Source organism: Micromonospora carbonacea (genome assembly GCF_014205165.1).
In the GTDB taxonomy this organism is placed as follows: Bacteria; Actinomycetota; Actinomycetes; order Mycobacteriales; family Micromonosporaceae; genus Micromonospora; species Micromonospora carbonacea.
Genome location: NZ_JACHMZ010000001.1, coordinates 6,387,817 through 6,412,056 on the forward strand (window position 1 = coordinate 6,387,817; position 24,240 = coordinate 6,412,056).

A 24,240-nucleotide genomic window follows, 5' to 3' on the forward strand; every position below is an offset into this window, starting at 1 on the left:
TGCGCAGTGCCGTTGTCGCCGTGGCGCTCGGGCCAGCTTCAGCTCCCCACCCCCACCCCCCGGGGGATCGGCCGTGCCGGGCACCGTCGCAGCCCCGGTGCCGACCCGCTACGGGCGCAGGGCCTTCGCGGCCGGGGTCCAGGTCGACTCGTCCGTCACGTCGGCGACCGTGATCCCCCGCGCGATCTTCTCCACCTCGGCCAGCGGCAGCCTGTTGCCGAGGCCCTGGCTGCTGACCTGGAGGACGACGGTGCCGTCGGCGCTCCAGACGTTGCAGAAGCCACCGCGCGCGGGGCCGTCGGTGCTGCGGTGGCACTTCGTCGTGCCGGGCTCCGGCGACTGGTTCGAGCTGGTGCTCGGCGTGACGAAGATGTGGAACCCGTCCTTGATGGCGCCCTCGGCCTGGTCGTACGGCGCGGTGAGGCCCGTGGTGGGCATGGCCGGCCTGGTGTACGTCGCGCCGCCGTAGTCACCGGCGCGGGCCGCGGCGATGCCGCTGAGGCCGGGCATGGCGTGCGTGCCGCTCTGCAACGGCACGTAGCCCGCCGGCACGTAGCCCACCGTGAACGGCACCGGGGCCGGCTCCGGCTTGCTGGGCCTGAGGCCCTCGACCAGGCCCCCGAGGTCCTGGAAGCTCGGCGTGGCCTCGTCGCCGGAAACCGACGTGACGGCCGCCCAGGCGTCGTGGGCGTACTCCCAGGCGAAGAGCTTGTTGCCCGCGACCGCCGGGCCCTGCGGGTCGAGGCCGACCGGCAGCGTCGCCTCGACGGCCCGGTGCCCGGCCACGGTGACCTTCCTGCCGTTCCTGATCCCGGCGGGGTCGAAGGCCCCCGGCCGGTAGACGGTCAGGTACGCCCACAGGCTCGGCTTCCCCCGGGCGGCCCGCTTCTTCTGCTCGACGCTGTCGCCCTGCGCCTCGGCCTCCTCCGCCGTGACGGGCTTGTCGTTCGAGGTGTGGAGGTCGGAGTAGACGGAGGCGATCTGGTAGGTGGTGGACGCCACGATCGGGTCCTGCACGTGCAGCGTGCCGGCGTCGTACCCCTGGAAGGTGAAGGTGAACGGCGCGGCGGCGGGCCACTTCGCCTCGCCCGGCCGGGCCGCCGCCGCGCCGGCCGGCGCGGCGGCGGTGTCCCGCCCGGCGCCGAAGGCCGGCAGCAGGAACGCGCCGGCGACCGCGACCACGACGAGACCGGCCGCGCCCGCCGAGGCGAAGCCGGCCCGACGTCGCCGCTCCGCCCGCCGCCCGGCCGCGACGATGTCGTCGACGGTACGGACCATCGGCGGCTCCTCACCCGTCACGGCGTCCACGAAATCACGCAACTGCACTGGTCCACTCCTCCATCTGCTTCCCGCTGAGACTGATGTGCTCGCTGGCGAGGGCCTCGCGCAGCTTCGCCAGGCCACGGGAGACCTGGCTCTTGGCCGTGCCGACCGTGCAGTCGAGGACGCCGGCCGTGTCCTCCAGGCTCAGGCCCAGGTAGTGCCGGAGCACGACCGCGGCCCGCTGCCGGGCCGGCACGGCGTCGAGCGCCGCCCGCAGGCGCATCCGCTCGTCGGTCGCGGCGGCCGGGTCCCGCAGCGCGACGTCCGGCATGGCGTCGCCGACCGACCGCTCGCGCCGCCAGGGCCGGCGGGTCTCGTCGATCGCGGCCCGGTAGACCATGGTCTTGACGTAGAGATCGGGCCGTTCCAGCCTCCGCCAGCGGGGATAGAGCTTGATCAGCGCATTGGCCACGGCGTCCTCCGCCGTGTGCCAGTCGCCGCAGGTCATGTACGCCAGCTTGCGCAGCGACGCCATCTGTGACGTCACGAACTCGCGGAACGCCTGTTCGTCATCGGCTTTCAAGTCGCCTGCCTCCTCGTGACGGAGGTAGAACGGAGCCGACCGCCCGGGGAGTTGCACCGCCGGGAGAAGTAGTCGATCGATCACGCTGCGCGCACGCGCCGCGCCGCGCGTGCGCACCGCCGACCCAAGATCGAAACTATCGCTTGATGAATCCGCAACTTTCTGAAAACATACGACCATCGATGCGTGAGCGTTAACACGGCTGCACCACTTCCGGCACGCGCGGCACGGTCGCCCCAGGGCAGGGCGACGGGCGGCACGGTCGCCCCCAGGGCAGGGCGACGCGCGGCAGCGTCACGGCCATGTCGTCCCACGCCACCCCGGCCCCGGCCGGCGATCCGACCCCACCCCACCCGCACAGGACGACCGATGAAAGGAGCCAGGCATGGCGAGGCACTGGAAACACAGATACGTTCTCTCCTCCGTCGCGGCCGCGGCGGCGCTCGTCGTGGCCACCGCCGGCGGCGTGCTGACCGGCGGCCTCGGCGAGGCGGCGGAGGCCGCCACCAACGGCACGCTCGCGGCGACCGCCGGCTGTGGGAAGGCCCCCACGCTGACCAGCGGCACGCGCACGATCTCCAGCAGCGGACAGAACCGCAGCTACATCCTGCGGATCCCCGACGGGTACGACAGGAACCGCCCCTACCGGCTGATCTTCGGCTTCCACTGGCTGAACGGCTCGGCCAACAACGTCGCCTCGGCCGGCTACTACGGGCTGCTGCCGCTGTCGAACAACAGCACGATCTTCGTCGCGCCGCAGGGCATCGACAACGGCTGGGCCAACACCAACGGCCGTGACCTGACCCTGTTCGACGACATCTCCCGGGTGGTCGAGAACGACCTCTGCGTCGACACGACGCAGCGCTTCGCGCTCGGCTGGAGCTACGGCGGGGCCATGAGCTACGCGGTGGCCTGCGCCCGGCCCACCGTCATCCGGGCGGTCAGCGTCCTGTCCGGGGCCAACCTCAGCGGCTGCAACCCCGGCACCCAGCCGGTAGCGTACTTCGGCATCCACGGCATCTACGACAGCGTGCTGAACATCTCGGCGGGCCGGTCGCTGCGCGACACGTTCGTCAGGAACAACGGCTGCACCGCGCAGAGCCCCCGCGAGCCGAGCCGGGGCAGCCTCACCCACATCACGACCCTCTACTCCGGCTGCCGCGCCGGCTACCCCGTGCAGTGGGCCGCCTTCGACGGCGACCACACCCCCAGCCCGGTGGACGGCTCCTCCAGCCCCAACGACTCCCGGACCTGGACCTCGGGCGAGATCTGGAAGTTCTTCAGCCAGTTCGCGTCGACCACGCCCCCGACCACCCCGCCGCCCACCACCCCGCCGCCGACCACCCCGCCGCCCACCACGCCCCCGCCCACCACGCCGCCGCCGACCACCCCGCCGCCCACCGGCGAGCCCGGCACCTGCACCGCCACCTACCGCGCGGTCAACAGCTGGCCCGGTGGCTTCCAGGGCGAGGTCACCGTGGCCAACGGCACCTCCGCCACGCTGAACGGCTGGACCGTGCGCCTGACGCTGGGCAGCGGCCAGGCCATCAGCAGCGTCTGGAACGGCGTCAACACCGGCACCACCGGCAGCGTCACCGTCAAGAACGCCCCCTACAACGGCACGTTGGCCCCGAACGCCTCGACCACGTTCGGGTTCACCGCCACCGGTGACGGACCCGCGCCCAGCGGCGTCTCCTGCACCAGCCCCTGAGCACGGCACGACGCGGGCCCGGAGCCACCCGGCTCCGGGCCCGCCCGCTGTCAGCGCGCCGGTCCGGCCCCGGCCGGCGGCGTCCCGTCCGCGCCCCCGGCATCGCCGGGGGCGTAGTCGAACCAGTCGAAGCGGACGCTGCCGGCCCCGGCGTACATGCCGACGACCCGGCCGGTGAAGCCGCCGGCGACCTCCGTGGACAGGTACCGGCCGTCGAGCTCGCCCAGCACGTCGTACGCGCCGTCGGCCGCCTCGATGCCGAACCGGAGCACATCGGGCTCCTTGGCCGGATGCCAGTCGCCGGGCGACGGGGAGACCACGTCGACGCGCAGCCGCACCGGGCCGGGGGCGACCGGCCGGGTGGCCACCGTGGACAGCACCGAGCCGATCCGCGCGAGCAGCCGCACCCCGCCGTCGCCCGCCTCGATCCCGTAGTGGTGCCGCTCGTCGAGGCGTACGGCGAGCCCGCCGCGCCCCCCGGTCGCGTCGACAAGCGTCCGCACCCGGCACGACAGGTGCTGCTGGCGGCGGCCGACGAACGTGACGTCGGGCTCGTCCAGCGACGCGCCGCGCGCCCGCAGCGTGAGCCAGCCCGGCCGCTCCGTGAGCGACCAGCTCCCGGCGGGCCGGGACCGCACCGACACCCAGCGCGGGTGCAGCCCGTCGGCGTCGAAGTCGTCCCGCACGGGCGGGGGCGGCACCGGGCGTGCGGGCCACGACGGGGCCGGCATGACCGGCTCGACCGCGCCCACCACCGGCCAGTCGTCGACCCAGGTCACCGGGGCCAGGAACGTCTCCCGCCCGAGCACGTGCCAGCCGGGGGTGCCGCCGCCGGGGCGTACGCCGAGCAGCACCATCCACCACGTCCCGTCGGCCGCCTCGACGAGGTCGGCGTGGCCGGTGTTCTGGATCGGGCGGTTGGTGCCCCGGTGGGTGAGGACGGGGTTGGCGGGGCAGGGCTCGTAGGGCCCGTCGGGCGCGGTCGAGCGGGCGATCGAGACGGCGTGCCCGCGTTCGGTGCCGCCCTCGGCGATCAGCAGATACCAGTAGCCGCCGATCCGGTACAGGTGCGGGGCCTCCGGGGCCTGGGCCCCGGGCGCGCCGGACCACAGGCGGCGGGGCCCGCCGAGCGTCCGCCCGGTGTGCGGGTCGATGCGCACCTGCTCGATGCCGGCGTAGGTGCACCAGCAGGTGCCGTCGTCGTCCCAGGCGAGGTCCGGGTCGATTCCGGCGATGCCGGGCAGCCGGACGGGATCCGACCAGTCGCCGGCGGGGTCGGTGGCGGTGCAGATCAGGTTGCCGCCGCCCTCGGCGCAGTTGGTGACGACAAGCCAGAAGCGGCCGGCGTGGTGGCGCAGCGTCGGCGCGTAGATGCCGGCGGACGACGGCATCGTCGCGGGCAGCACCAGTTGGCTGGGCCGGTCCAGCACATTGCCGATCTGTTCCCAGTGCACGAGGTCGCGGCTGTGGAAGATGGGCACCCCGGGGAAGTACTCGAAGCTGGAGCAGGCCAGGTAGTAGTCGTCGCCGACCCGGCAGACGCTCGGGTCCGGGTGCAGGCCGGCGAGCACCGGGTTGGTGAACGCGCCGTCGCTCCAGCCGGCGGCGCCGGGGGTCGGGTGGGCCTGGGCCGGAGTCATCTGCTGCCTCCCGGGGTCGAGGTGGCCCGCGCGGTGCGGGCCGTCTCGCAGTCTGCCCGGCGGCCGGCTGCCGGGTCAGCCCTCCTCGGTGGCGTCCGACGGGCGGCCCGGCACCCCGGAAAATGCATCGGCACATCGACATGACTCATTCTTAATTGCGCCGGCCGGGTGTTTGTGAGGGGACGACACCGTCATTTCGTGACGCTCTGTGGACCGAATCGTGTTAGCGCAAACATGTAGGCCCGATATTCGGCACTCGACAGCTCTTGCCGGATAGGTCGCGCTCAGGCGACTCGTCAGGAAGTGGGCGACTTGCACCTGATCACAGCGCGCCTGATCTGCCACTTCGGGAGCGCTTCCACGCTGCATCACGCCTGTTTCACGAAGATTTCCGGCAAGTCTCGGGAACGTCTTGACAGCGCATGTGAGCGATAACACTATGAGCTTCCCGTTACGTTGGCGGCAGGAGTTCGCATGAAGGTAACCGTGAGTCGTGGTGCCTCCGGAGGGCTACGACGGGTCTCGCTGGCGGCGGTGGGTGCCCTCCTGCTGTGCGCCGGCCTCGTGACCGCCGGCACGGCGGCGCAGGCGGCGGACGACTGGTCCCCGGAGTCGTCCCACACGTCGACCGACCGGGGCGACGGCAGATATTCCGTGCCGCTGCTGCGCTCCGACGTGCCGGACATCAGCGTCGAGCGGGTCCCGGCCGCCGACAACGACGAGGGCCGGGACATCTACTACATGATCAGCACGACGATGCACCTGAGCCCCGGTGCGCCGATCATGAAGTCGTACGACCTCGTCAACTGGGAGACGGTCAACTACGTCTTCGACCGGGCCAGCATCGGCGACTCGTTCTCCCTGCGCAACGGCCAGAACTCCTACGGGCAGGGGCAGTGGGCGTCGTCCCTGCGCTACCACGACGGCATGTACTACGTCGCGTTCAACACCAACAACCTCAACGGCGCGTACATCTACCGCACCGACGACATCGAGAACGGCGCGTGGCAGCGCACCGCCCTCGGCCGTGGCCTGCACGACCCGTCGCTCTTCTTCGACGTCGACGGCACGCCCTACATCTTCTACGGCTCGGGCGGCACCAGCGCCGTCCGCCTCAACGCCGGCCTGACCGCGATCGAGCAGGACTACCCGAACATCTTCACGGCGGCCGACTACGCCGGCCAGCCGTTCATCGGCGGCCTGTTCGAGGGCGCGCAGTTCTACCACATCGACGGCTGGTACTACGCCGTGATCATCACCTGGCCCTCCGGCCAGGGGCGTCAGGTCGTCATGTTCCGCTCGAAGGACCTGCTCGGGCGGTACACCTCGGCCGGCGGGGGCAACACCTACGAGGCGCGCGGCGTGCTCAACTCCAACGGCTTCGCCCAAGGCAGCCTCGTGCCGGTCGCGCGCACCGGCGGCGGGACCGACTGGCACGGGATGTTCTTCCGCGACACGTTCCCGATCGGCCGCATCCCCGCGCTCATCCCGGCCACCTGGTCCGACGGGTGGCCGACGTTCGGCAACAACGGGGTCGTGCCGGTCGACGGCCTGTTCGACAAGCCGATCCGGCTCAGCCCGGCCGAGGAGACCCTCGAACGGCAGAAGAGCATCGTCGCCTCGGACGACTTCGCCAACGACGCGCCGCACAAGGCGTACCAGGACGAGGAGTGGACGATCCCGACGCCGCCCGACCTCGACGAGTCGCTCCTCGGCGTCGAGCTGCTCGGCAACGCCGGCTTCGAGTCCGGCAGCGTCTCGCCGTGGGCCGCGCAGTTCGGGGCCACCCTCGCCCTCGACCCGGCCGACGCCGCCTCGGGCTCGGCGGCGCTGCGGGTCGGCAACCGCACGCTCAACGGCTCCGGCCCCCACCAGAATCTCGCCGGCAAGCTCCAGCACGGCGTGACCTACACGGTGTCGGCGAAGATCAAGTACGCCTCGGGCCCGGCCAGCGTCCGGTTCAACCTGGCCGCCGACTGGGGCTCCGGCGTGCAGGTGATGGCCTTCGGCACCGTCCCGGCCGGGCAGTGGACGACGGTCACCGGCCGGTACACGTTCCCGGCGACGGCGAACCTCGCCAACGTCAAGTTCGCGGTGGAGACGCCGTGGGGCAACCCGCAGCCGGCGTCGTCCAGCGTGGAATACCTGATCGACGACCTCTCGGTCGTCGGGCAGCCGGTGACCACCGAACACCCGACCGAGGCGGAGATCGCCCCGAACGGCTCGCGGCTGGACCTGGCCTGGGAGTGGAACCACGCCCCGGACAACCGGTACTGGTCGCTCACCGACCGGGAGGGCTGGCTGCGGCTGACCACCGGCAAGGTCGTCACCGGCGAGTACGTCTACACGAAGCTGTCGAACCGGGCCGAGCTCGCCTGGTTCGAGGAGGCCCGCAACACCCTGTCGCAGCGCACCTTCGGCCCGCGCCAGTCGGCCGAGACCCGGATGGACATCTCCGGCATGCGCGACGGCGACGTCGCCGGCCTGGCCGCCTACAACCGGGGCTTCTCGTACGTGGCGGTCAAGCGCGTCGACGGCCGGAACACCCTCGGCGTGGTCAACCGGGGGCAGCCGTTCGCGGTCGACCTCGACCAGGCCGCGCTGGAGAGCTTCCTGCCGGGCACGACGGTGCCGCTGGGCGACGCGACCGTGGTGCACGTGAAGGCCGACCTGGACTTCGCCGCGCCGGTCGGGCAGCTCTGGACCACCTTCTACTACAGCCTCGACGGGCTCACCTGGACGCAGCTCGGCAGCCGGGTCGGCCCGCAGACGCTCGACGGCAGCCTCGCGCACTTCATGGGCCACCGGGTCGGGCTGTTCAACTACGCGACGCAGACCACGGGCGGGCGGGTCGACTTCGACCACTACCTGCTCAGCGACACGCTGACCGCGCAGGGCCTGCCGCTGGACACCGACGCGCTCGACGCGGCCGTCGCGCACGCCGAGACGCTCGACAGCCGCCACTACCCGGCGGACGCCTGGGCGGCGATGCGGGCCGCCCTCGCCACCGCCAAGGCCGCCCGGGCCGGCCGGTTCGGCACCCAGAACCAGATCGACGCGCCGGAGCGGTCGCTCAGCTTCCAGCTGGCGCGGCTCGGCGTGCTCCGGGCCGCGCCCGAGCTGCCGGTGACGGCGAGCGCGCAGACCCGCTGCGTCGGCGGCCGCGCCTACGTCGCCGTACAGGCCACCAACGGCCACACCGCACCCGTCGACATCACCCTCGAAACCCCCTACGGCACCCGCACCGTCACCAACGTCGCACCCGGCACCAACGCCTACCAGTCCTTCACCACCCGCGCCACCTCCATCCCCGCCGGCACCGCCACCATCCGCGCCACCGGCACCGTCGACGGCACCACCGTCACCACCGTCGTCACCACCACCCACCCCGCCCAGAGCTGCGGCGCATAGCCGACCGGTCCGAAGACGCGACCGGCGTACCACCACCACGTGCACGTCCGAACGAAGGAGCACACCGAGTGAGACAACGCTTGCGAGGGGCCGCCCGGCGACGGGTGACCGCGATCGCGGCGGTCGGCGTCATGCTGGCCGCGGGACTGGCCGCCGCGTCGGCACCGGCCCAGGCCGCCGAGGAGAACCTCATCGTCAACGGCGGGTTCGAGGCCGGCGTCGCCGACTGGTTCGTGAACAACGGCAACTCGACCGACGGCGCGACGCTGTCGGCGACGTCGGACGCCTACGCCGGGTCGGGCGCGGCGCTCGTCACCGGCCGGGCGACGACCGGCTCCGGGCCGATGCAGGACCTCAGCGGCAAGGTGCAGGCGGGGCAGACCTACGCCCTGACGGCCCGGATCAAGTACGAGAACGCCGCCGGGCCCGCGACGAAGCAGTTCTTCGCCACCATGCACTACGGCGGGTCCACCTACACCAACCTGGTGAGCGTGACCGCGACGAAGGGGCAGTGGGCGCAGTTCAACGGGACGTTCACCATCCCCGCGTCGCAGAACGTGTCGACGGCCCGGATCTTCTTCGAGACGCCGTGGACGAGCACCCCGTCCACCGACCCGGCCCTGCACCTCATGGACTTCAAGCTCGACGACGTGTCGGTGATCGGCGCTCCGCCGCCCCCGCCGCCGTCGAGGACCATCGAGGTCGTCGGCAAGCTGCCCGGCGAGCACAACCCGTTGATCGGGCACAAGTTCGGCGCCGACGGCTTCGGCTTCGTGCACGACGGCCGGGTCTACCTGTACCTGACCAACGACACCCAGGGCTACGCGCCCGACCCGGTCACGGGCATCTCGCCGAGCATCAACTACGGCAACATCAACCAGATCACGCTGATCTCCTCCGAGGACCTCGTGAACTGGACGGACCACGGCGAGATCCAGGTCGCCGGCCCGAACGGCGTCGCGCCGTTCACCGGCAACTCGTGGGCGCCCGGCATGGCCAAGAAGATGGTGAACGGGAAGGAGAAGTTCTTCCTCTACTACGCCAACGGCGGCGGCTCCAGCAACGTGATCACGGGTGAGTCGCCGCTCGGCCCGTGGACCAGCGAGCGGACGAGCACGCTGATCAACGGCAGCACCCCCGGCGCCGAGGACGTCGCGTGGAAGTTCGACCCGGCCCCGCTGGTGGACGACGACGGCCAGGCCTACCTCTACTTCGGTGGCGGCCCCGCGTCGACGAGCATGCCGGCCGCCGAGCGCTTCAACAACCCGAAGAACATCCGGGCGATCAGGCTCGGCGACGACATGGTCTCGACCCAGGGCTCGGCCGTGGTGGTCGACACCCCGGTCTCGTTCGAGGCGGCCCAGGTCTTCAAGCGCCAGGGCAAGTACTACCTGTCGTACTCGTCGCACTTCGGCGGGGCGGACTTCGGCGGCAACCAGACCCCGCTGCCCGGCTACCCCGGCGGCGGCCAGATCGGCTACCTGATCTCGGACGACCCGATGTCCTGGCCGAAGGAGACCTACGCGGGCGTGCTGTTCCCGAACCAGTCGCAGTTCTTCGGCGCCGGCACCGGTGGCAACAACCACCAGTCGGTGTTCGAGTTCGGGGGCAAGTACTACTTCACCTACCACGCCCCGACGCTCAACAAGCGCATCAACGGCAACACCACGCAGGGCTACCGCAGCCCGCACATCCAGGAGCTGACGTTCAACCCGGACGGCACGATCCAGCAGGTCGTGGGCACCTACGCGGGCGTGGACCAGGTCCGGGACTTCAACCCGTACCGGGTGTTCGAGGCGGAGACCTTCGGCTGGAGCAAGGGCATCGCGACCGCGAAGGTCGACGGCGGCTCCGCCCAGTTCGGCACCTCCGCGCCGAACCTGGCGGTGCGCGACATCGACAACGGCGACTGGACGGCGCTGTCGTCCGTCGACTTCGGCACGGCCGGCGCGGCGAGCGTGACGGCCAAGGTGCGGGCGCTGGCCGCCGGCGGCCGGATCCAGGTGCGCCTGGACGACGTGGCGGGCCCCGTGGTCGGCACGGTCGAGGTCGACACGCCCGTCGGCGAGTGGGCCGAGGTGACCGCCGCGCTCCAGGGCGTCAGCGGCGTGCACGACGTCTACTTCACCTACGCCGGCCCCACCGGCACGGACCTCTTCGAGCTCGACTCCTGGAAGTTCGCGGCCGCGACCGCCCAGCCCGAGCTGCCGGTGACGGCGAGCGCGCAGACCCGCTGCGTCGGCGGCCGCGCCTACGTCGCCGTACAGGCCACCAACGGCCACACCGCACCCGTCGACATCACCCTCGAAACCCCCTACGGCACCCGCACCGTCACCAACGTCGCACCCGGCGCCAACGCCTACCAGTCCTTCACCACCCGCGCCACCTCCATCCCCGCCGGCACCGCCACCATCCGCGCCACCGGCACCGTCGACGGCACCACCGTCACCACCGAAGTCACCACCACCCACCCCGCCCAGAGCTGCGGCGGATGACCACCAACCCCACCCACCACGGACGTCAACGGAGATCGAATGAACACATGGAAGCGTAAGCGGCTGTACGCGGCGGGTGCCGCGGCCGCCATCCTGGCCGGAGCGGCGGCGCTGCCGGCACCGGCCCTGGCGGAGGACGGCGCCGACGTGCGGGTGACGGTCGACATCGAGGAGATCCGGGAGCCGGGCGTGCTCGCTCTGTCGGTCGCGGGCGACTCGGTGGCGCTGTCCGAGGACGGCTCGACCCTGCTGGTGCGCCAGTTCGTCGGCACCCTGCCGACGGTGACGGTCACCGACACCCGCACCGCCGACGAGGTCCCGGCCGGCGCGGCCTGGGCCGTGGTCGGCAGCGCGAGCGACTTCGTCGGCAGCTCCGGGCAGGCCCCGATCAGCGCCGGTCACCTCGGCTGGAAGCCGCGGCTGATCGACGGCGGCGCCACCGGCTCGGTGACCGAGGGCGAGGAGGTCGTGACCGTCCTGGACGAGCCGACCCAGCCCGGCAACAATGTCGGCCTGGCCGACCAGGAGCTGCTGATGTCGACGTACGACTCGGGGGCGGTCGCCGGTGACTCGTACTCGGTCAACGCCGACCTGTACCTGCGCACCCCGGCGGACGTCGCCGCGGGCGCGTACACCTCGACGTTGACCCTGTCCCTGTTCGAATGATCACGTGCGGGGGTGGGGCCGGCAGCGGCCCCGCCCCCGCACCCCGCCGGAGGACGCCCGATGATCCGTTCCGTGCCGCAGGCGCTGCCGAGGCTGCTCGCCGTGCTGGCGGCGGTGCTCGTCGCCGTGCCGGTCGCGCCCGCCGACGCCGGCGCGGAACCCGCCGCGCCGAAGCTGACCTGGGCGGTACAGCCGGCCGACCCGGACGGTCCGGACGGCCGGCGGTGGATCGAGCGCACCCTCGACCCCGGCCAGGTGGTGACGGAACACCTGGCCGTGCGCAACTTCAGCGCCGCCGCCGCGGTCTTCCGCCTCCAGGCCGCCGACGGCTATCTCACCGACAAGGGCCGCTTCAACATGCTGCCCTCGACCGAGACGTCGAAGGACGGCGGCACCTGGATCTCGGTGCGCGACACGGTCACCGTCGGCGCGAACGAGACGAAGGTGGTGCCCTTCACGATCACCGTGCCCGCCGACGCCGCGCCGGGCGACCATCCGGCGGGCATCGCGGCGTCGGTCACCAGCACCGGCGGCACGGTCGCCGTCGAGAGCCGGGTCGGCTTCCGGGTCATGCTGCGCGCCAGCGGCACGGCCACGGCGGCCCTGGCCGTCGACGACCTCACCGCCACGTACTCCCGGTCCTGGAACCCGTTCGCGCCGGGCACGCTGCGCCTGCGGTACGCGGTGACCAACGGCGGCAACGTCTGGGCCGCCGGCACGGGCCGGGTGACCGTCTCGGAGGCGTTCGGCCTCGCCGGGCGGGACACCACCGTCGAGGTGGCGGAGCTGCTGCCCGGCGGCAGCCGCGTGGCCGAGGCCAGCGTCGGCGGCGTCTGGGGGCTGGGCCCGCTGCGCACGACCGTGACGGTGACCCCGGCGGCACTCGGCGACGGGACCGTCGCCGACGTCCGGCAGGCCACGGCCACCGTGACGGTCTGGGCGGTGCCGTGGCCGCAGCTCGCCCTGCTGGCCGTTCTCGTCGCGGTCGCCCTGGCGCTGCGGGCCGTCCGTCGGCGGCGGCAGCGGCGGCTCGACCTGCTGCTCGACCGGGCCCGGCAGGAGGGCCGGGCGTCCGCGACCACGGTGGGGGCCTCGACGGACTGAGTCCGGCGACGTCCGGCCGCCGTGGATGCGGGCGGCGCCGGGTATGGTGCGGAGTGACGGTGTCGGCAGGAGGTCCCTCCGCCGTCAGGCATCGTGATCGGGCGCCGGTGTGAGCGCCGACTGGGGGCCATGCGGCACCACCACCCGCAGCCGCCCAGGTTCTTCCTCTCCAGAAACGGGATCTCCGCATGACTTTCCACGACGACGACCGCTCGGCCCTGTTCCTCGTCACGCCGACCGCCGACGACCTCGACGACCGGGGCGTGACCTTCGACGGCAGCGAGGAGGCGATGCGGCGGCTGCGGCACCCGTTCGCGGTGAGCCCGGTCGACCAGGCTGCCGCCCCGACGGCGGCGGGCGACCACCCGGAGCGGAACGCCTGACGGGCCCGCCACCTGTGGTATATATTGACATCAATTGATGTCCGGCGGTGCCGCGCCCCGGCCCCGCGCCCGCCACCGAGGAGGTCGGGATGACCCGGCACCGCTCCCGCCCGCACGCCTGGATCGCCGCGTTCCTCGCGCTGGTCGCCCTGCCGGCCGCCCTGCTCGTGCCGCCCGCGCCGGCGTCGGCCGCGAACACGCTCACCATGCTGGGCGCGGACGTCTCCAGCGTGCAGCGCAGCCTGGACCTCGGCGCGCGCTACTACGACGCCGCCGGCACGGCGCGGGACCCGCTGGACATCCTCAAGGGCCTCGGCGTCAACTACGTCCGGCTCCGGGTCTGGAACAACCCCGCCAGCGGCTGGAACAACAAGGCCCGGGTGCTGGCGTACGCGCGGACGGTGAAGGCCAAGGGCCTCAAGCTGATGATCGACTTCCACTACTCGGACACCTGGGCCGACCCGGGCAAGCAGTACAAGCCCGCCGCCTGGGCCAGCCACGGCATCGGCCAGTTGCAGACCGACGTCTACAACTACACCTACGACGTCTGCGCGAGCCTCAAGGCGCAGGGCACCACGCCGGACAGCGTGCAGATCGGCAACGAGATCAACGTGGGCATGCTGTGGAACGACGGCAAGGTCGTCAACAACGACTTCACCAACCTCAGCCTGCTGCTCAAGGCCGGCTACCAGGCCACGAAGCAGTGCAACGGCGGCACCCAGGTGATCGTCCACACCGCCAACGCGGACAGCATGGCCAACGCGCGCTGGTTCTACGACGGCATCCGGGCCAAGGGCGTCCAGTGGGACCTGACCGCCCTGTCCTACTACTGCATGTGGCACGGCAGCCTGGCCAACCTCTACAACGTCATCACCGACGCGCGGACCCGCTACGGCAGGCCCGTCGTCCTCACCGAGACGGCGTACCCGTTCACCGCAGCGAACGCCGACGGCGAGCCGAACGCGATCAACGGCGGCGAGCCCTGCGCCGGCCACCCCGCGAGCTGGAGCGGGCAGGCCACCGAGTTCTCCTGGGTGCAGAACACCGCCCGCGACGCCGGGGCCGTCGGCGTCTTCTACTGGGAGCCGACCTGGTACGCCGTCCCCGGCAACGGGTGGGACCCGGCGAACATCAACGGCACCGGCAACCAGTGGGACAACATGGCCATCTTCAACTGGACCGGCCAGGTGAACCCCGGCATCCGCTGGACCCCGTGACCCGCCCCGCCGCAGTGGGCGGGGCGGCGCACGGGCTCAGGCGAAGTCGAACACGAGCGGGAAGGCCAGGACGACGACCCAGGCCCAGCCGGCGTACACGGCGAGGTAGCGGGTCTGCCAGCGTTCCAGGCGGGCGAAGGGGGTGCGGCCCCGGACGAAGCCGAGGAACAGCCACGCCGACCAGGCCAGGTTGGTCAGCAGGACGATGTTCTCGCCCAGCGCCGCCGTCTTGTTGGGGCTGAAGCCCCACTCGGTGATCCGGCCGGTGATCGCCACCAGCACCAGGACGTCGATGACCAGGGCGCTGACGACGAGCGCCAGTTGCAGGCGGTCGAACAGGCCGGGCCGGGCCACGGCGTCGCGGGCGGAGATGGCGTACAGCAGCAGGCCCAGCACGACGACGAGCAGCAGGTCGAACAGGATGAGCACGTCGCGCTCGACGTCGATGCCGCTGGTGGTCCACGCGACGGCGGCCAGGAACGCCACCAGGGTGGCGGCGAACAGCGGGGTGAAGACCCGGGTCAGCACCGGGGCCATGTTCTCGATGACGCTCTGCTTCGCCTCCACCAGCCACGCCGACACGACGACCGCCGCCATCCCGCCGCACGGCAGCAGCCACGAGCTGATGAAGCCCTCGGCGTCGATGCCGATGGCCCGGAAGGTGCCGGCGGTGAAGGCCGTGAGCACGCCACCGCCCAGGGCGAGGAGGCTGAAGTAGATCACCCACTCGCCGGTGAACCGGATGAAGTCCATCCGGCGCCGCTCGGAGCGCCAGTCACCGCCCACGTAGGCCACGCCGACGACCAGCCACAGCGCGAGCGGCAGGTGGATCGCCGTGAGCCCGAACGACTGCGAGTCCCCGGCGAGCGGGTACGCGTTCGCGGCGACCCCGCCGAGGGCGAACAGCGCCGCGAGCGCCCCGACGACACGGACGCCGACCCGGCGCTGCCAGGCGAAGTACGCGGCCAGCGCCGGCAGCGCGAACAGGCTCAGGTTGCGGGCGTAGAAGGCGGCGTCCTCGTCGGCCAGGTCGAGCCCGAACCAGCTCGGCACCTTGATCGCGAGTGCCGCGAGGGCCGCGCAGAGCACCATGACGGGCAGTTCGCGGCGGGTGCGGGCGGCGGCGGGCGCGTCCGGCTCCCCGGGCAGCACGAGTTGCTTCCACAACCGCTCGGAGTGCTCGCGGGCGAACTCCCGCGACAGCTCGTCGAGGCTGCCCATGCGCTTGACGGCGATGAGGAACGCCTCGTCGGTGCGCAGTCCCGCCTCGGTCAGCTCGGTGATCCGGCTGCGCAGGTGGTCCTCCAGCTCCTCGGTGTCGGCGTGGTGCAGCTCCCGGCGGCGGCGCGTGTAGGCCCGCCACTGCGCGATCTGGCCTTCCAGGTCGCTGTCGCTGTCGAGGGTCATCGTCCCGCCTCCCAGGCCGGTGCCACGATCGGGTTGATGGACCGGGTCGTGTTCCAGACGCCGCGCAGGGCGTCGACGACCGCGGCCCACTGGCGGTGCTGCTCGACCAGCTCGGCCCGGCCCTGGTCGGTGATGCGGTAGTACTTGCGGCGGCGTCCCCCGGGCGGGGTCTGCCAGTACGACTCGACGTGCCCGAGCCGCTCCAGGCGGTGCAGCAGCGGGTAGAGCAGACCCTCGGTCCACTCCAGCCGCCCGCCCGAAAGCTCGTTGACCTGCTTGAGGATCGCGTAGCCGTAGCTCTCGCCCTCGGCGAGGATCCCCAGCACGAGCGGCGTCGCCGAGGCGGCGACGAGGTCCTTGGTGATGTGCATCCGACCACCTATCCCTAGAACTGCAATGCATAGTAGTTCTAGGTAACACGCCCCGCAATCCCCTCCGGCGGGACCACCCGCCGCCTGGCGTTTTGCCGTTCCGGCAACTTCTCTTGTCGGATCGGCGGGCCGCGCGGCACGGTGGGCGCACGACGAGTGGAGGAGGCGCACGGTGGACGAGGCGTACGACGTGGTGGTGGTCGGCGGGGGCGCGGCCGGGCTGAGCGGGGCCCTGGCCCTCGCCCGGGCGCGGCGGTCGGTGCTGGTGGTGGACGCCGGGCAGCCGCGCAACGCCCCGGCCGGGCACGTGCACAACTACCTGGGCCGGGAGGGCACCCCGCCGGCCGAGCTGGTGGCGGCCGGGCGCGACGAGGTGACCCGCTACGGCGGCGAGATCGTCGCCGGCCGGGTCGAGGCGGCGGCCCGGGAGGGCACCGGCTTCGTGGTCACGCTGGACGGCGGGCGGGCCGTGCGGGCGCGGCGGCTGCTGGTGGCGACCGGGCTCGTCGACGAGCTGCCCGACGTGCCGGGGCTGGCCGAGCGGTGGGGGCGCGACGTGCTGCACTGCCCGTACTGCCACGGCTGGGAGGTCCGGGACCGGCGCATCGGCGTCCTGGCCACCGGGCCGACAGCCGTGCACCAGGGGGAGCTGTGGCGGCAGTGGAGCCCGCACGTGCTGCTCCTGCTGCACGACGCGACGCTCGCCGCCGAGGACGCCGAGCGGCTCGCCGCCCGGGAGATCACCGTCGTGCCGGGCCCGGTCGCGGCGGTCGAGGTCACCGACGACACCCTGACCGGCGTACGGCTGGCCTCCGGCGAGGTCGTCGCGCTCGACGCGGTGGTCGTCGCGCCCCGGTTCACCGCCCGCGCCGCGGTGCTGGAGTCGCTGGGGTGCAAGCCGGTCGACGTCGAGTTCGGCGGGCAGGTGATCGGCAGCCAGGTGCCGGCCGACCCGACCGGGGCCACCGCCGTGCCCGGGGTGTGGGTCGCGGGCAACGTGGCCGACGTGCGCGCCCAGGTCGTCTCCTCCGCCGCGGCGGGCCTGACCGCCGGCGCGGCGGTCAACGCCGACCTCGTCGCCGAGGAGGGCCGCGCCGCCGTCGACGCCTACCGGGAGCGGCTGCGGACGATGTTCGAGGAGGCCGCCTGGGAGGAGCGCTACCGCGCCCGGCCGACGGTCTGGAGCGGCCGACCGAACCCCCAGCTCGTCGCGGAGATCACCGGGCTGCCGGCGGGCCGGGCGCTCGACGTCGGCTGCGGCGAGGGCGCCGACGCCGGCTGGCTCGCCGGGCGGGGCTGGCGGGTCACGGCGGTCGACATCTCCGCCACCGCCCTGGAGCGGGCCGCCGCCCACGCCGCGGCGGCGGGCCCCGAGGTCGCCGACCGCATCGAGTGGCTGCACGCCGACCTGCGCGTCCGGCCGCCGGCCGAGGGCGCGTACGACCTGGTGTCGGCGCAGTTCATGCACCTGCCGGGCGCGGCGCGGCGGGAGCTGTTCGCGCGGCTCGCCGCGGCGGTCGCGCCGGGCGGGACGCTGCTGATCGTCGGGCACCACCCGCGTGACCTGCGCACCACCGCCCACCGGATGCACTTCCCGGACGCGATGTACACCGCCGAGGAGGTCGCGTCCGCCCTCGACCCCGCCGCCTGGCAGGTGCTGGCCACCGAGACCCGGGCCCGGAACACGGTCGACCCGGAGGGCCGCGAGGTCACCATCCACGACGCCGTGCTGGTCGCCCGCCGCCGGGCGTGACCGGCCCCGCCCGGTGCGCCGCACGCGCGCACCGGGCTGGGCCCGCGCGTCAGGCGCGGGAGCAGGGGCTGCCGTTGAGGGTGAAGGCCGCCGGTGCGGCCGAGTCGCCGGTGTGGTTGGCCTGGAAGCCGATGGACACCGAGCCGCCGGGCGGGATCGCCGCGTTGTAGCTGACGTTGGTGGCGCTGACCTGCCCGCTGGTCGGGGCGTAGGTGGCGTTCCAGCCGCCGGTGATGCTCTGCCCGGCCGGCAGGGTGAACGCCAGGGACCACCCGTTGATCGCCGAGCTGCCCGTGTTGGTGATCGTGATGTCCTCGGTCAGGCCCGTGCTCCACGCGTTGACGGTCGCGCCGACCCGGCACCCGGCCGCCGGCGGGCCCGTCGTGGGCGGCGGAGTGGGCGAGGGCGGGGTGGGCGGCGGGGTCGTGGTGGGGGGCGGGGTGCTGCCCGGGCCGCTGACCCGGTAGACGACCGTGCCGTGGCTCGGGACGCTGGCCGAGATCGTCCCGGTGGTGGTGGTGCTGGTGCCGTTGGTCCACGCGTCGCGCAGGGTGAGGGTGCCGGGGCTCATGCCGATCGCGGGGGCCGTGGTCGAGACCGTCGTGGTCGCGCTGCCCTGGTTGAACAGCGCCACCGCCACGTCGCCGTCGGCCAGCTTCTTCGCCAGCACCCGGCGGGTGCCGTCGTTGGACACCTGCACCCCCTGGAGGCCGAGGGGGTCCTGGTTGATCGCGATCAGGTTCTGGTTCTTGAGGATGGTCTGCGTCGCCGCGTTCATCGACCGGATGTCGTTGCCCGCGATGAGCGGCGACGCCATGATCGCCCACATCGCGAAGTGGCTACGCATCTCCGTGTCGGTCATCCCGCCCCGACCGACCTCCATCATGTCCGGGTCGTTGAACGCGCCCGGCCGGGCGTACGACGCCAGCGGCACGGTCACGTCGATGATGTTCTGGATCCCCATCGGGTAGCCGTTGGTCTGCCCGGTGTTCCACGCGTTGGTGATGTCCTCCGTGGTCCGCCACATGTTCGCCACGTCGCCCCAGTTGCGCTGGGGACCCGTCTTCGCGTGGATGCTGTTCGGGTTGATGCTGTACACGATCGGCCGGTCGGTCGCCGCCAGCGCGTCGCGCATCTTCGCGAACGTCGCGACCTGGTCGTTGATCGAGCCCTCCGGGGAGCACCAGTCGTACTTGAGGAAGTCGACCCCCCAGGCGGCGAACTGCCGCGCGTCCTGGACCTCGTGCCCCCGGCTGCCGGTCGCCCCCGGGTACCCGCCGAAGTACTGCGCGCAGGTCTTGTCCACCGGCACCTGGTAGATGCCGAACTTGAGGCCCTTGCCGTGGATGTAGTCCCCCAGCGCCTTCATCCTGCTGGGGAAGCGCCCCGGATCGCCCTGGAGGTTGCCGGCGGAGTCCCGGTTGGGGTTGAACCAGCAGTCGTCCACCACCACGTACTGGTAGCCCAGGTCCCGCATGCCGGTGCTGACGATCGCGTCCGCCATCTGCCGGATCAACGCCTCGTTGATGTTGCAACCGAACGTGTTCCAGCTGTTCCAGCCCATCGGCGGGGTGCGGGCCACCCCGTTCTCCAACGCCTGGCCCGCCGGGGCGTGCAGGCCCACGGCGGCGCCGACCAGCAGGAGCCCGGCCGCCAGGGCGGTCACCCACCGCCGGCGGGAAGTGGTACGTCTCATCGTTGTCTCCTCTTCGGCGGCGGAGCCGGCCGCCGCGGACGCCGGACCGGGCAACCCCGGGCCAGATAACTATCAGCGTCTATGTTATCGGTAACAGCGCCGCCGCCGGAGCACCCGCTCCCGACCCCGTCGACCCGGGCCACCCCGCCACAACCCGGCGGCGGACCGGCGGAGACATCCGTTCGGTGTGACGTGCCTCACCGCATTTGGGAAACCGGGGCGGGGCCGGGGATCGTCTTGCCTGTTGTGAGACAGAGCTTGGAGACCCTCGACGAGGGTGCGCTGCTGCGCCGCGTCGCCCGGGGCGACCGGCGGGCCTTCGACGAGCTGTACCGCCGCACGTCGCCCTGGTTGACCGCCCGGCTGCGGCGGCGCTGCGCCGACGACGACGTGGTTGCCGAGGTGCTCCAGGACACCTACCTCGCGGTGTGGCGGTCGGCCGCCAGCCAGGCCCGGCACTCGGGCGGCGGCAGCGCCGTCGGCTGGCTCTGGACGATCGCCGCGCACCGGCTGGTCGACGCGTTCCGTGCCCGCGCCCGCGCCGCTCGGGTCCCGACGGTGCAGACCTTCGCCACCGTCGCCCCCGCCGCCGAGGAGGAGGCGCTGGCCGGCGGGATGGACGCCGACCTGGAGCAGGCCCTGCTGGCGCTGCCGCCCAACCTGCGCCGGGTGCTGCGCGCCATGGTGCTCGACGGGCTGACCACGCGGGAGACCTCGGTGCTGCTCGGCATGCCGGAGGGCACCGTGAAGACGTACGCGCGGCGGGCCCGCATCGCGCTACGGGAGGCGCTGTCATGACCGACCACCCCACCCCCGTCCTCCTCTCCCGGTACGCCACCGGCGACGACGGCGTCGACGACGTCACCGTCTGGGCCGTCGAGGCGCACCTGGAGTCCTGCGCCGGCTGCCGGGCGCTGCTGGCCGGCGCGGTCGACCCGGCCGCCCGGCAACTGCTGGACCGGGTGGCCGTCGGGATCGCCGCCGGGGTCGACGCCGGGCCCGGACCGGTGCGTCGTCGCCGGCTGCGGCGCACCGGTGTCGCCGCGCGGCTCCTGCCCTGGCTGGCCACGGCCACCGCGCTGGTGCTCGTCGCCGTCCTGCTGGAGATGGTGTCGGTCCGGATGCCGTCCCCGGTGCTGCTGGTCGCGCCGCTGGCGCCGCTGCTGATGGTGGCCGCCGCGTGGAGCCGACGCACCGATCCGGCCTGGGAACTGATCGCCACCACGCCCCGCGCCGGGCTGTCGCTGCTGCTGCGCCGGGCCCTGGCGATCCTGACGGCGGTCGTCCCGGTGCTGGCCGTGGCGGGCTGGTGGACCGGGCACGCGCCGGCGGTGTGGCTGCTGCCGTGCTTGGCCTTCACCGCGGGCGCCCTGGCGCTGGGCGGGCTGGTCGGGGTGGACCGGGCGGCGCTCGGCCTGGCGGTCGCCTGGTCCGCCGGCGTGATCACCCCGAGCCTGGTCGGCCAGGAGCTGCCGATCTTCCTCGAGACCCGTAGCTGGCCTGGCTGGGCGCTGGCCACCGTCGCGCTGAGCGCGGCGGTGCTCCTGCGGGCCACCGACCACAGTCGGCTGCGCGCCGACCGGAGCTGACCGGCCCGGGCGTCACCGGCGACCCCGGTCGCCCGGGCCGGCGCCACCCTTCTCCGTCGGCGGGCACCGCCGACGACACGACGAACGGAGAGATGATGATGCGTGCCGTCAGCGCGGCGGAGACCGCACCGACCACGTACGCGTGGACCGTACACGCCGACAACCTGGCGGTCCGCGCCGGCCGACGCCTCGCCGTCAACGGGCTCGACCTGGCGCTGGGCACCGGTGTGCACGGGCTGCTCGGCCCGAACGGCGCCGGCAAGACCACCCTGATGCGGGCGCTCGCCACCGTGGTGAAGCCCGCCGGCGGGCGGCTCGACCTGCTGGGCGAGGACGTCAGCGGCCGCGCTGACCTGCGTCGGGTCCGCCGCAGGCTGGGCTACCTGCCGCAACACTTCGGCTTCTACCCGCGCTTCACCGTCCGGGAGTTCGTCGAGTACATGGCCTGGCTCAAGGAGATGCCGAAGGCCGACATCCCCGGCGCGGTCCAGCGGGCCGTCGACCGGGTGGGCCTGACCGACCGGGCCGACTCCCGGATGAAGACGCTCTCCGGCGGCATGGTGCGCCGCGCCGGGATCGCCCAGGCGATCGTCAACGACCCGGAGCTGCTGCTGCTCGACGAGCCGACCGTCGGCCTCGACCCCGAGCAGCGGCTCGACTTCCGCGAGTTGCTCCGCGACATCGGGTCGGACAGCTGCGTGCTGGTCTCCACCCACCTGGTCGAGGACGTCGCCGTGGCCTGTAGCGACGTGGTGCTGGTCCACGAGGGCCGGCTGGTGTGGCAGGGCACCACGGCGCAGCTCGCCGCGCAGGGCGGCACCGGCGACGCCGGGGACAGCGCCACCGAGCGCGGCTACTCGGCGCTGCTGCGCGCCCACCGGGAGCGGGTGGCGGCATGACCGGGCGGATCATGCGGATCGAGGTACGCCGCTCGGCGGTCCCCGGCATCGCCCTGCTGCTGGTGATCGTCGGCGCCGCGCTCATGCTGACCGTCACCGGTGGGTACGCGGGACGGTGGACGCAGTTGGCGGTGTACGCCCGGTCCACGCTGATGATGCTGATGCCGCTGGCGCTGGCCGGCGGCGCCTGGCTGGGACGCCGCGACCGGCGGCACCGGGTCGACGAGCTGTTCGGCACCACCGTCCGCCCCCGGTGGCGGCGCAGCGTCCCGCTCGCCGCCGGATACGCGCTCGCGCTGGTCACCGTGTACCTGCTGACGTTCCTCCTCGGGATCCCCTGGGTGGCGCCGAGCGCCGGATACTTCCCCGTCTCGACGATCCCGATCACCGCGGTCGGCGCGCTCGCGCTGGTCGCCGCCGGCTGGCTGGGCATGGCCGCCGGCCGGGCGGTGCCCCGGGTGGCCACCGCCCCCGTCCTCGCGGTGGTCGCGTTCGCCGTGCTGACCTTCGTGCCCGACTACGTCTCGATGTCCGGCTACGACGAGAACTTCGTCAAGGTCCGGCCCGACCCGGCGGCGCTGCTGCTGGCCCCGGCCATCAATTCGTTGAACGACTTCAAGACGATCCCGTCGTCGGTCAGCCTGCTCCAGGCGCTGTGGCTGGCGGCCCTCGCCACGACCGGGCTGCTGCTGCTCGGCGCGGTCGGCCGCCGCGCCGTCGCACTGGCCGTGCTGCCGGCCGTGGTCGGCGCCGCCGTCGCGGTGCCGTTGCTGCCCACCGGCGGATACTCCGGGTCGGCCGTGCTCGATCCGGCCGCCGTCGAGCTGGTCTGCGACGACGACGGCCCCCAGGTCTGTGTGACCCGGGCGCACGCCGCGCTGCTGCCCGAGGTCGTCGGCCCGGCCCGGAAGACGCTGGCCCTCATCGACGCGAAGCTGCCCGGCACCGCACCCACCCGCGTGGAGGAGGGCCGGCAGCTGGTCGACAACACGGTCCGGTCGGACGCGAACCACGTCCGCGACGACGGAACCCTGGTCTTCGACGCCCTCTCGATCGGCTGGACCGGCTTCTCCGACGTCTCGCCCGACGAGCTGTCGGCAGCGCTGCTCGACGCCGCCTGGTGGCGGGAGTGCGAGACCGGGTACCCGACCTTCCTGGCCCGTGCGGTCGCCGTCGCCTGGCTCACCGGCGGGCAGCCGGACCTCGGTCGGGGGTCGACGGCCCCCGAGGAGCGGGAGAAGGCGGACGCCGCCCTCCGGGAGCTGCGGAACCTGCCCTCCGACGAGCAGCGGAAGCGGGTGCAGGCGGCCCGGGCCGCCGCGCTCGGCTGCGAGATCGACCGGTTCCACTCGCTGCTGTTCCTGGCGCAGCCGTGAGGTGGCTCCGGCTGTACCTGCGGGCCCGCCGGGTCCCCCTGGCGCTGGCCGGCACGGTCTGCGCGATCGGGTCGCTCTGGGCGAGCTGGCCGCACTTCTCCGACGGGCAGACCGTCAACGCCCGGGTGGTCAGCGCCGCCGCGCTGATCGCGGCGGTCGCCGTCGGCACCACGCTCGGCGGCGCCGACGACGCGCTCGACCACACCGCGTCGGTCAACTGGCCCGCCCGCCGCGCCGGGCACGTGCTGGCGGCCGCCGCCGCGGTCGTCGCGCTGCTCCTGGTCAGCACGCTCACCGACGTGCGGTTCGAGCCGCTGGGCGTGGTGGCGCGCAACACCGCCGGGCTGCTCGGGCTCACCGCGCTCGGCGCCGCGCTGCTGGGCGCCGCGCTGTCCTGGATCGCCCCGCTGATCTGGACCCTCGTCGCGCTCCTGCCGTGGCTGGGGCCGAGCGACCAGGTGCGGTGGCAGATCGCCGCCTGGCTGGTCCAGCCGGCCGGCACCACCGCCGCGACGGCCTGCGCGACGCTCCTCGCGGTGGTCGGGCTCGTCGCGTACGCCCTGCGGGGGTGCCCCCGTCGCCCGGCCGCGGAGACGGCCCCCGACCGGTGACGGGGCCCGCTCCCGGTCGGGCGGCCGGATGCGGGCCGGGCCGCGTCGGGGCGGAGATCGCCCCG

The 24,240-nt window shown here is 73.2% G+C and carries 19 protein-coding genes; 13 read left to right on the forward strand and 6 right to left on the reverse strand.

Annotated elements, in window-relative coordinates; genetic code table 11:
- Positions 1-108: 108 nt before the first annotated feature.
- Together HDA31_RS26570 and HDA31_RS26575 are read right to left on the reverse strand one after the other, a co-directional pair.
- The gene (locus tag HDA31_RS26570) at positions 109-1,326 is read right to left on the reverse strand and encodes a hypothetical protein (protein WP_178063135.1); all 1,218 of its coding nucleotides are present in this window, start codon (positions 1,324-1,326) and stop codon (positions 109-111) included.
- A complete protein-coding gene (locus HDA31_RS26575) occupies positions 1,313-1,846 on the reverse strand; it encodes a SigE family RNA polymerase sigma factor (protein WP_074475165.1) in 534 nt (177 codons plus the stop codon). The genes HDA31_RS26570 and HDA31_RS26575 overlap by 14 nt, the downstream gene beginning before the upstream one ends.
- 385 nt (positions 1,847-2,231) lie before the next feature.
- Here HDA31_RS26575 and HDA31_RS26580 point away from each other — a divergent pair, with 385 nt between their 5' ends.
- Positions 2,232-3,557, forward strand: a complete 1,326-nt coding sequence (locus tag HDA31_RS26580; protein ID WP_178063134.1) for a CE1 family esterase — start codon at positions 2,232-2,234, stop codon at positions 3,555-3,557.
- Positions 3,558-3,607: 50 nt separating this feature from the next.
- On the opposite strand, the gene HDA31_RS26585 is transcribed toward HDA31_RS26580, so the two are convergent.
- Positions 3,608-5,197 (reverse strand): glycoside hydrolase family 43 protein, encoded by a 1,590-nt coding sequence (locus HDA31_RS26585; protein ID WP_178063133.1) that lies wholly within the window; start codon positions 5,195-5,197, stop codon positions 3,608-3,610.
- A gap of 486 nt (positions 5,198-5,683) precedes the next feature.
- On the opposite strand from HDA31_RS26585, the gene HDA31_RS26590 reads away from it, so the two are divergent.
- The 6 genes from HDA31_RS26590 to HDA31_RS26615 all read left to right on the forward strand — a co-directional run bounded on the left by HDA31_RS26590 (position 5,684) and on the right by HDA31_RS26615 (position 14,473).
- Entirely contained in the window at positions 5,684-8,608 is a 2,925-nt protein-coding gene (locus tag HDA31_RS26590; RefSeq protein WP_311774375.1) for a family 43 glycosylhydrolase, read from the forward strand.
- A 68-nt stretch (positions 8,609-8,676) separates the two neighbouring features.
- Positions 8,677-11,103 carry a family 43 glycosylhydrolase gene (locus HDA31_RS26595; protein WP_178063132.1) on the forward strand — a complete coding sequence of 809 codons (2,427 nt, stop codon included), beginning with the start codon at positions 8,677-8,679 and terminating at the stop codon, positions 11,101-11,103.
- A 39-nt stretch (positions 11,104-11,142) separates the two neighbouring features.
- Positions 11,143-11,769, forward strand: a complete 627-nt coding sequence (locus HDA31_RS26600) for a hypothetical protein (protein ID WP_074475170.1) — start codon at positions 11,143-11,145, stop codon at positions 11,767-11,769.
- A 60-nt stretch (positions 11,770-11,829) separates the two neighbouring features.
- Entirely contained in the window at positions 11,830-12,873 is a 1,044-nt protein-coding gene (locus tag HDA31_RS26605) for a hypothetical protein (RefSeq protein WP_178063131.1), read from the forward strand.
- A 188-nt stretch (positions 12,874-13,061) separates the two neighbouring features.
- A complete protein-coding gene (locus HDA31_RS26610) occupies positions 13,062-13,256 on the forward strand; it encodes a hypothetical protein (protein WP_178063130.1) in 195 nt (64 codons plus the stop codon).
- 89 nt (positions 13,257-13,345) lie between these two features.
- Positions 13,346-14,473 carry a glycoside hydrolase family 53 protein gene (locus HDA31_RS26615; RefSeq protein ID WP_178063129.1) on the forward strand — a complete coding sequence of 376 codons (1,128 nt, stop codon included), beginning with the start codon at positions 13,346-13,348 and terminating at the stop codon, positions 14,471-14,473.
- A gap of 36 nt (positions 14,474-14,509) precedes the next feature.
- Here the strand turns inward: HDA31_RS26615 and HDA31_RS26620 are convergent, their stop codons facing one another.
- Together HDA31_RS26620 and HDA31_RS26625 are read right to left on the reverse strand one after the other, a co-directional pair.
- On the reverse strand, positions 14,510-15,880 hold the full coding sequence (locus tag HDA31_RS26620; protein WP_178063128.1) for a permease prefix domain 1-containing protein: 1,371 nt from the start codon (positions 15,878-15,880) through the stop codon (positions 14,510-14,512).
- Positions 15,877-16,251 (reverse strand): PadR family transcriptional regulator, encoded by a 375-nt coding sequence (locus tag HDA31_RS26625; protein WP_178063127.1) that lies wholly within the window; start codon positions 16,249-16,251, stop codon positions 15,877-15,879. The genes HDA31_RS26620 and HDA31_RS26625 overlap by 4 nt, the downstream gene beginning before the upstream one ends.
- A gap of 172 nt (positions 16,252-16,423) precedes the next feature.
- On the opposite strand from HDA31_RS26625, the gene HDA31_RS33240 reads away from it, so the two are divergent.
- On the forward strand, positions 16,424-18,004 hold the full coding sequence (locus HDA31_RS33240) for a bifunctional NAD(P)/FAD-dependent oxidoreductase/class I SAM-dependent methyltransferase (protein ID WP_178063126.1): 1,581 nt from the start codon (positions 16,424-16,426) through the stop codon (positions 18,002-18,004).
- A gap of 49 nt (positions 18,005-18,053) precedes the next feature.
- On the opposite strand, the gene HDA31_RS26635 is transcribed toward HDA31_RS33240, so the two are convergent.
- Entirely contained in the window at positions 18,054-19,700 is a 1,647-nt protein-coding gene (locus HDA31_RS26635; protein WP_246384313.1) for a cellulose binding domain-containing protein, read from the reverse strand.
- Between the two features lie 246 nt (positions 19,701-19,946).
- Between HDA31_RS26635 and HDA31_RS26640 the strand changes: the two genes are divergently transcribed.
- The 5 genes from HDA31_RS26640 (at position 19,947) to HDA31_RS26660 (ending at position 24,175) form a co-directional block, all read left to right on the forward strand.
- A complete protein-coding gene (locus HDA31_RS26640) occupies positions 19,947-20,498 on the forward strand; it encodes an RNA polymerase sigma factor (protein WP_246384311.1) in 552 nt (183 codons plus the stop codon).
- Positions 20,495-21,289: a zf-HC2 domain-containing protein gene (locus HDA31_RS26645; RefSeq protein WP_178063124.1), complete on the forward strand. Its 795-nt coding sequence runs from the start codon at positions 20,495-20,497 to the stop codon at positions 21,287-21,289. Before HDA31_RS26640 ends, HDA31_RS26645 begins: the two co-directional genes overlap by 4 nt.
- Positions 21,290-21,384: 95 nt before the next feature.
- Positions 21,385-22,188, forward strand: a complete 804-nt coding sequence (locus tag HDA31_RS26650; protein WP_074475373.1) for an ABC transporter ATP-binding protein — start codon at positions 21,385-21,387, stop codon at positions 22,186-22,188.
- On the forward strand, positions 22,185-23,564 hold the full coding sequence (locus HDA31_RS26655) for a hypothetical protein (RefSeq protein ID WP_178063123.1): 1,380 nt from the start codon (positions 22,185-22,187) through the stop codon (positions 23,562-23,564). The genes HDA31_RS26650 and HDA31_RS26655 overlap by 4 nt, the downstream gene beginning before the upstream one ends.
- On the forward strand, positions 23,561-24,175 hold the full coding sequence (locus tag HDA31_RS26660) for a hypothetical protein (RefSeq protein WP_178063122.1): 615 nt from the start codon (positions 23,561-23,563) through the stop codon (positions 24,173-24,175). Before HDA31_RS26655 ends, HDA31_RS26660 begins: the two co-directional genes overlap by 4 nt.
- The last annotated feature ends 65 nt before the right edge of the window (positions 24,176-24,240 follow it).

Excerpts from the sequence above, each read along its gene's own strand:
- HDA31_RS26580 (WP_178063134.1), top strand. The coding sequence starts at position 2,232 with ATGGCGAGGCACTGGAAACACAGATACGTTCTCTCCTCCGTCGCGGCC.
- HDA31_RS26585 (WP_178063133.1), bottom strand. The coding sequence starts at position 5,197 with ATGACTCCGGCCCAGGCCCACCCGACCCCCGGCGCCGCCGGCTGGAGC.
- HDA31_RS26600 (WP_074475170.1), top strand. The coding sequence starts at position 11,143 with ATGAACACATGGAAGCGTAAGCGGCTGTACGCGGCGGGTGCCGCGGCC.
- HDA31_RS26605 (WP_178063131.1), top strand. The coding sequence starts at position 11,830 with ATGATCCGTTCCGTGCCGCAGGCGCTGCCGAGGCTGCTCGCCGTGCTG.
- HDA31_RS26610 (WP_178063130.1), top strand. The coding sequence starts at position 13,062 with ATGACTTTCCACGACGACGACCGCTCGGCCCTGTTCCTCGTCACGCCG.
- HDA31_RS26615 (WP_178063129.1), top strand. The coding sequence starts at position 13,346 with ATGACCCGGCACCGCTCCCGCCCGCACGCCTGGATCGCCGCGTTCCTC.
- HDA31_RS26620 (WP_178063128.1), bottom strand. The coding sequence starts at position 15,880 with ATGACCCTCGACAGCGACAGCGACCTGGAAGGCCAGATCGCGCAGTGG.
- HDA31_RS26625 (WP_178063127.1), bottom strand. The coding sequence starts at position 16,251 with ATGCACATCACCAAGGACCTCGTCGCCGCCTCGGCGACGCCGCTCGTG.
- HDA31_RS26635 (WP_246384313.1), bottom strand. The coding sequence starts at position 19,700 with ATGAGACGTACCACTTCCCGCCGGCGGTGGGTGACCGCCCTGGCGGCC.
- HDA31_RS26645 (WP_178063124.1), top strand. The coding sequence starts at position 20,495 with ATGACCGACCACCCCACCCCCGTCCTCCTCTCCCGGTACGCCACCGGC.
- HDA31_RS26650 (WP_074475373.1), top strand. The coding sequence starts at position 21,385 with ATGATGCGTGCCGTCAGCGCGGCGGAGACCGCACCGACCACGTACGCG.
- HDA31_RS26655 (WP_178063123.1), top strand. The coding sequence starts at position 22,185 with ATGACCGGGCGGATCATGCGGATCGAGGTACGCCGCTCGGCGGTCCCC.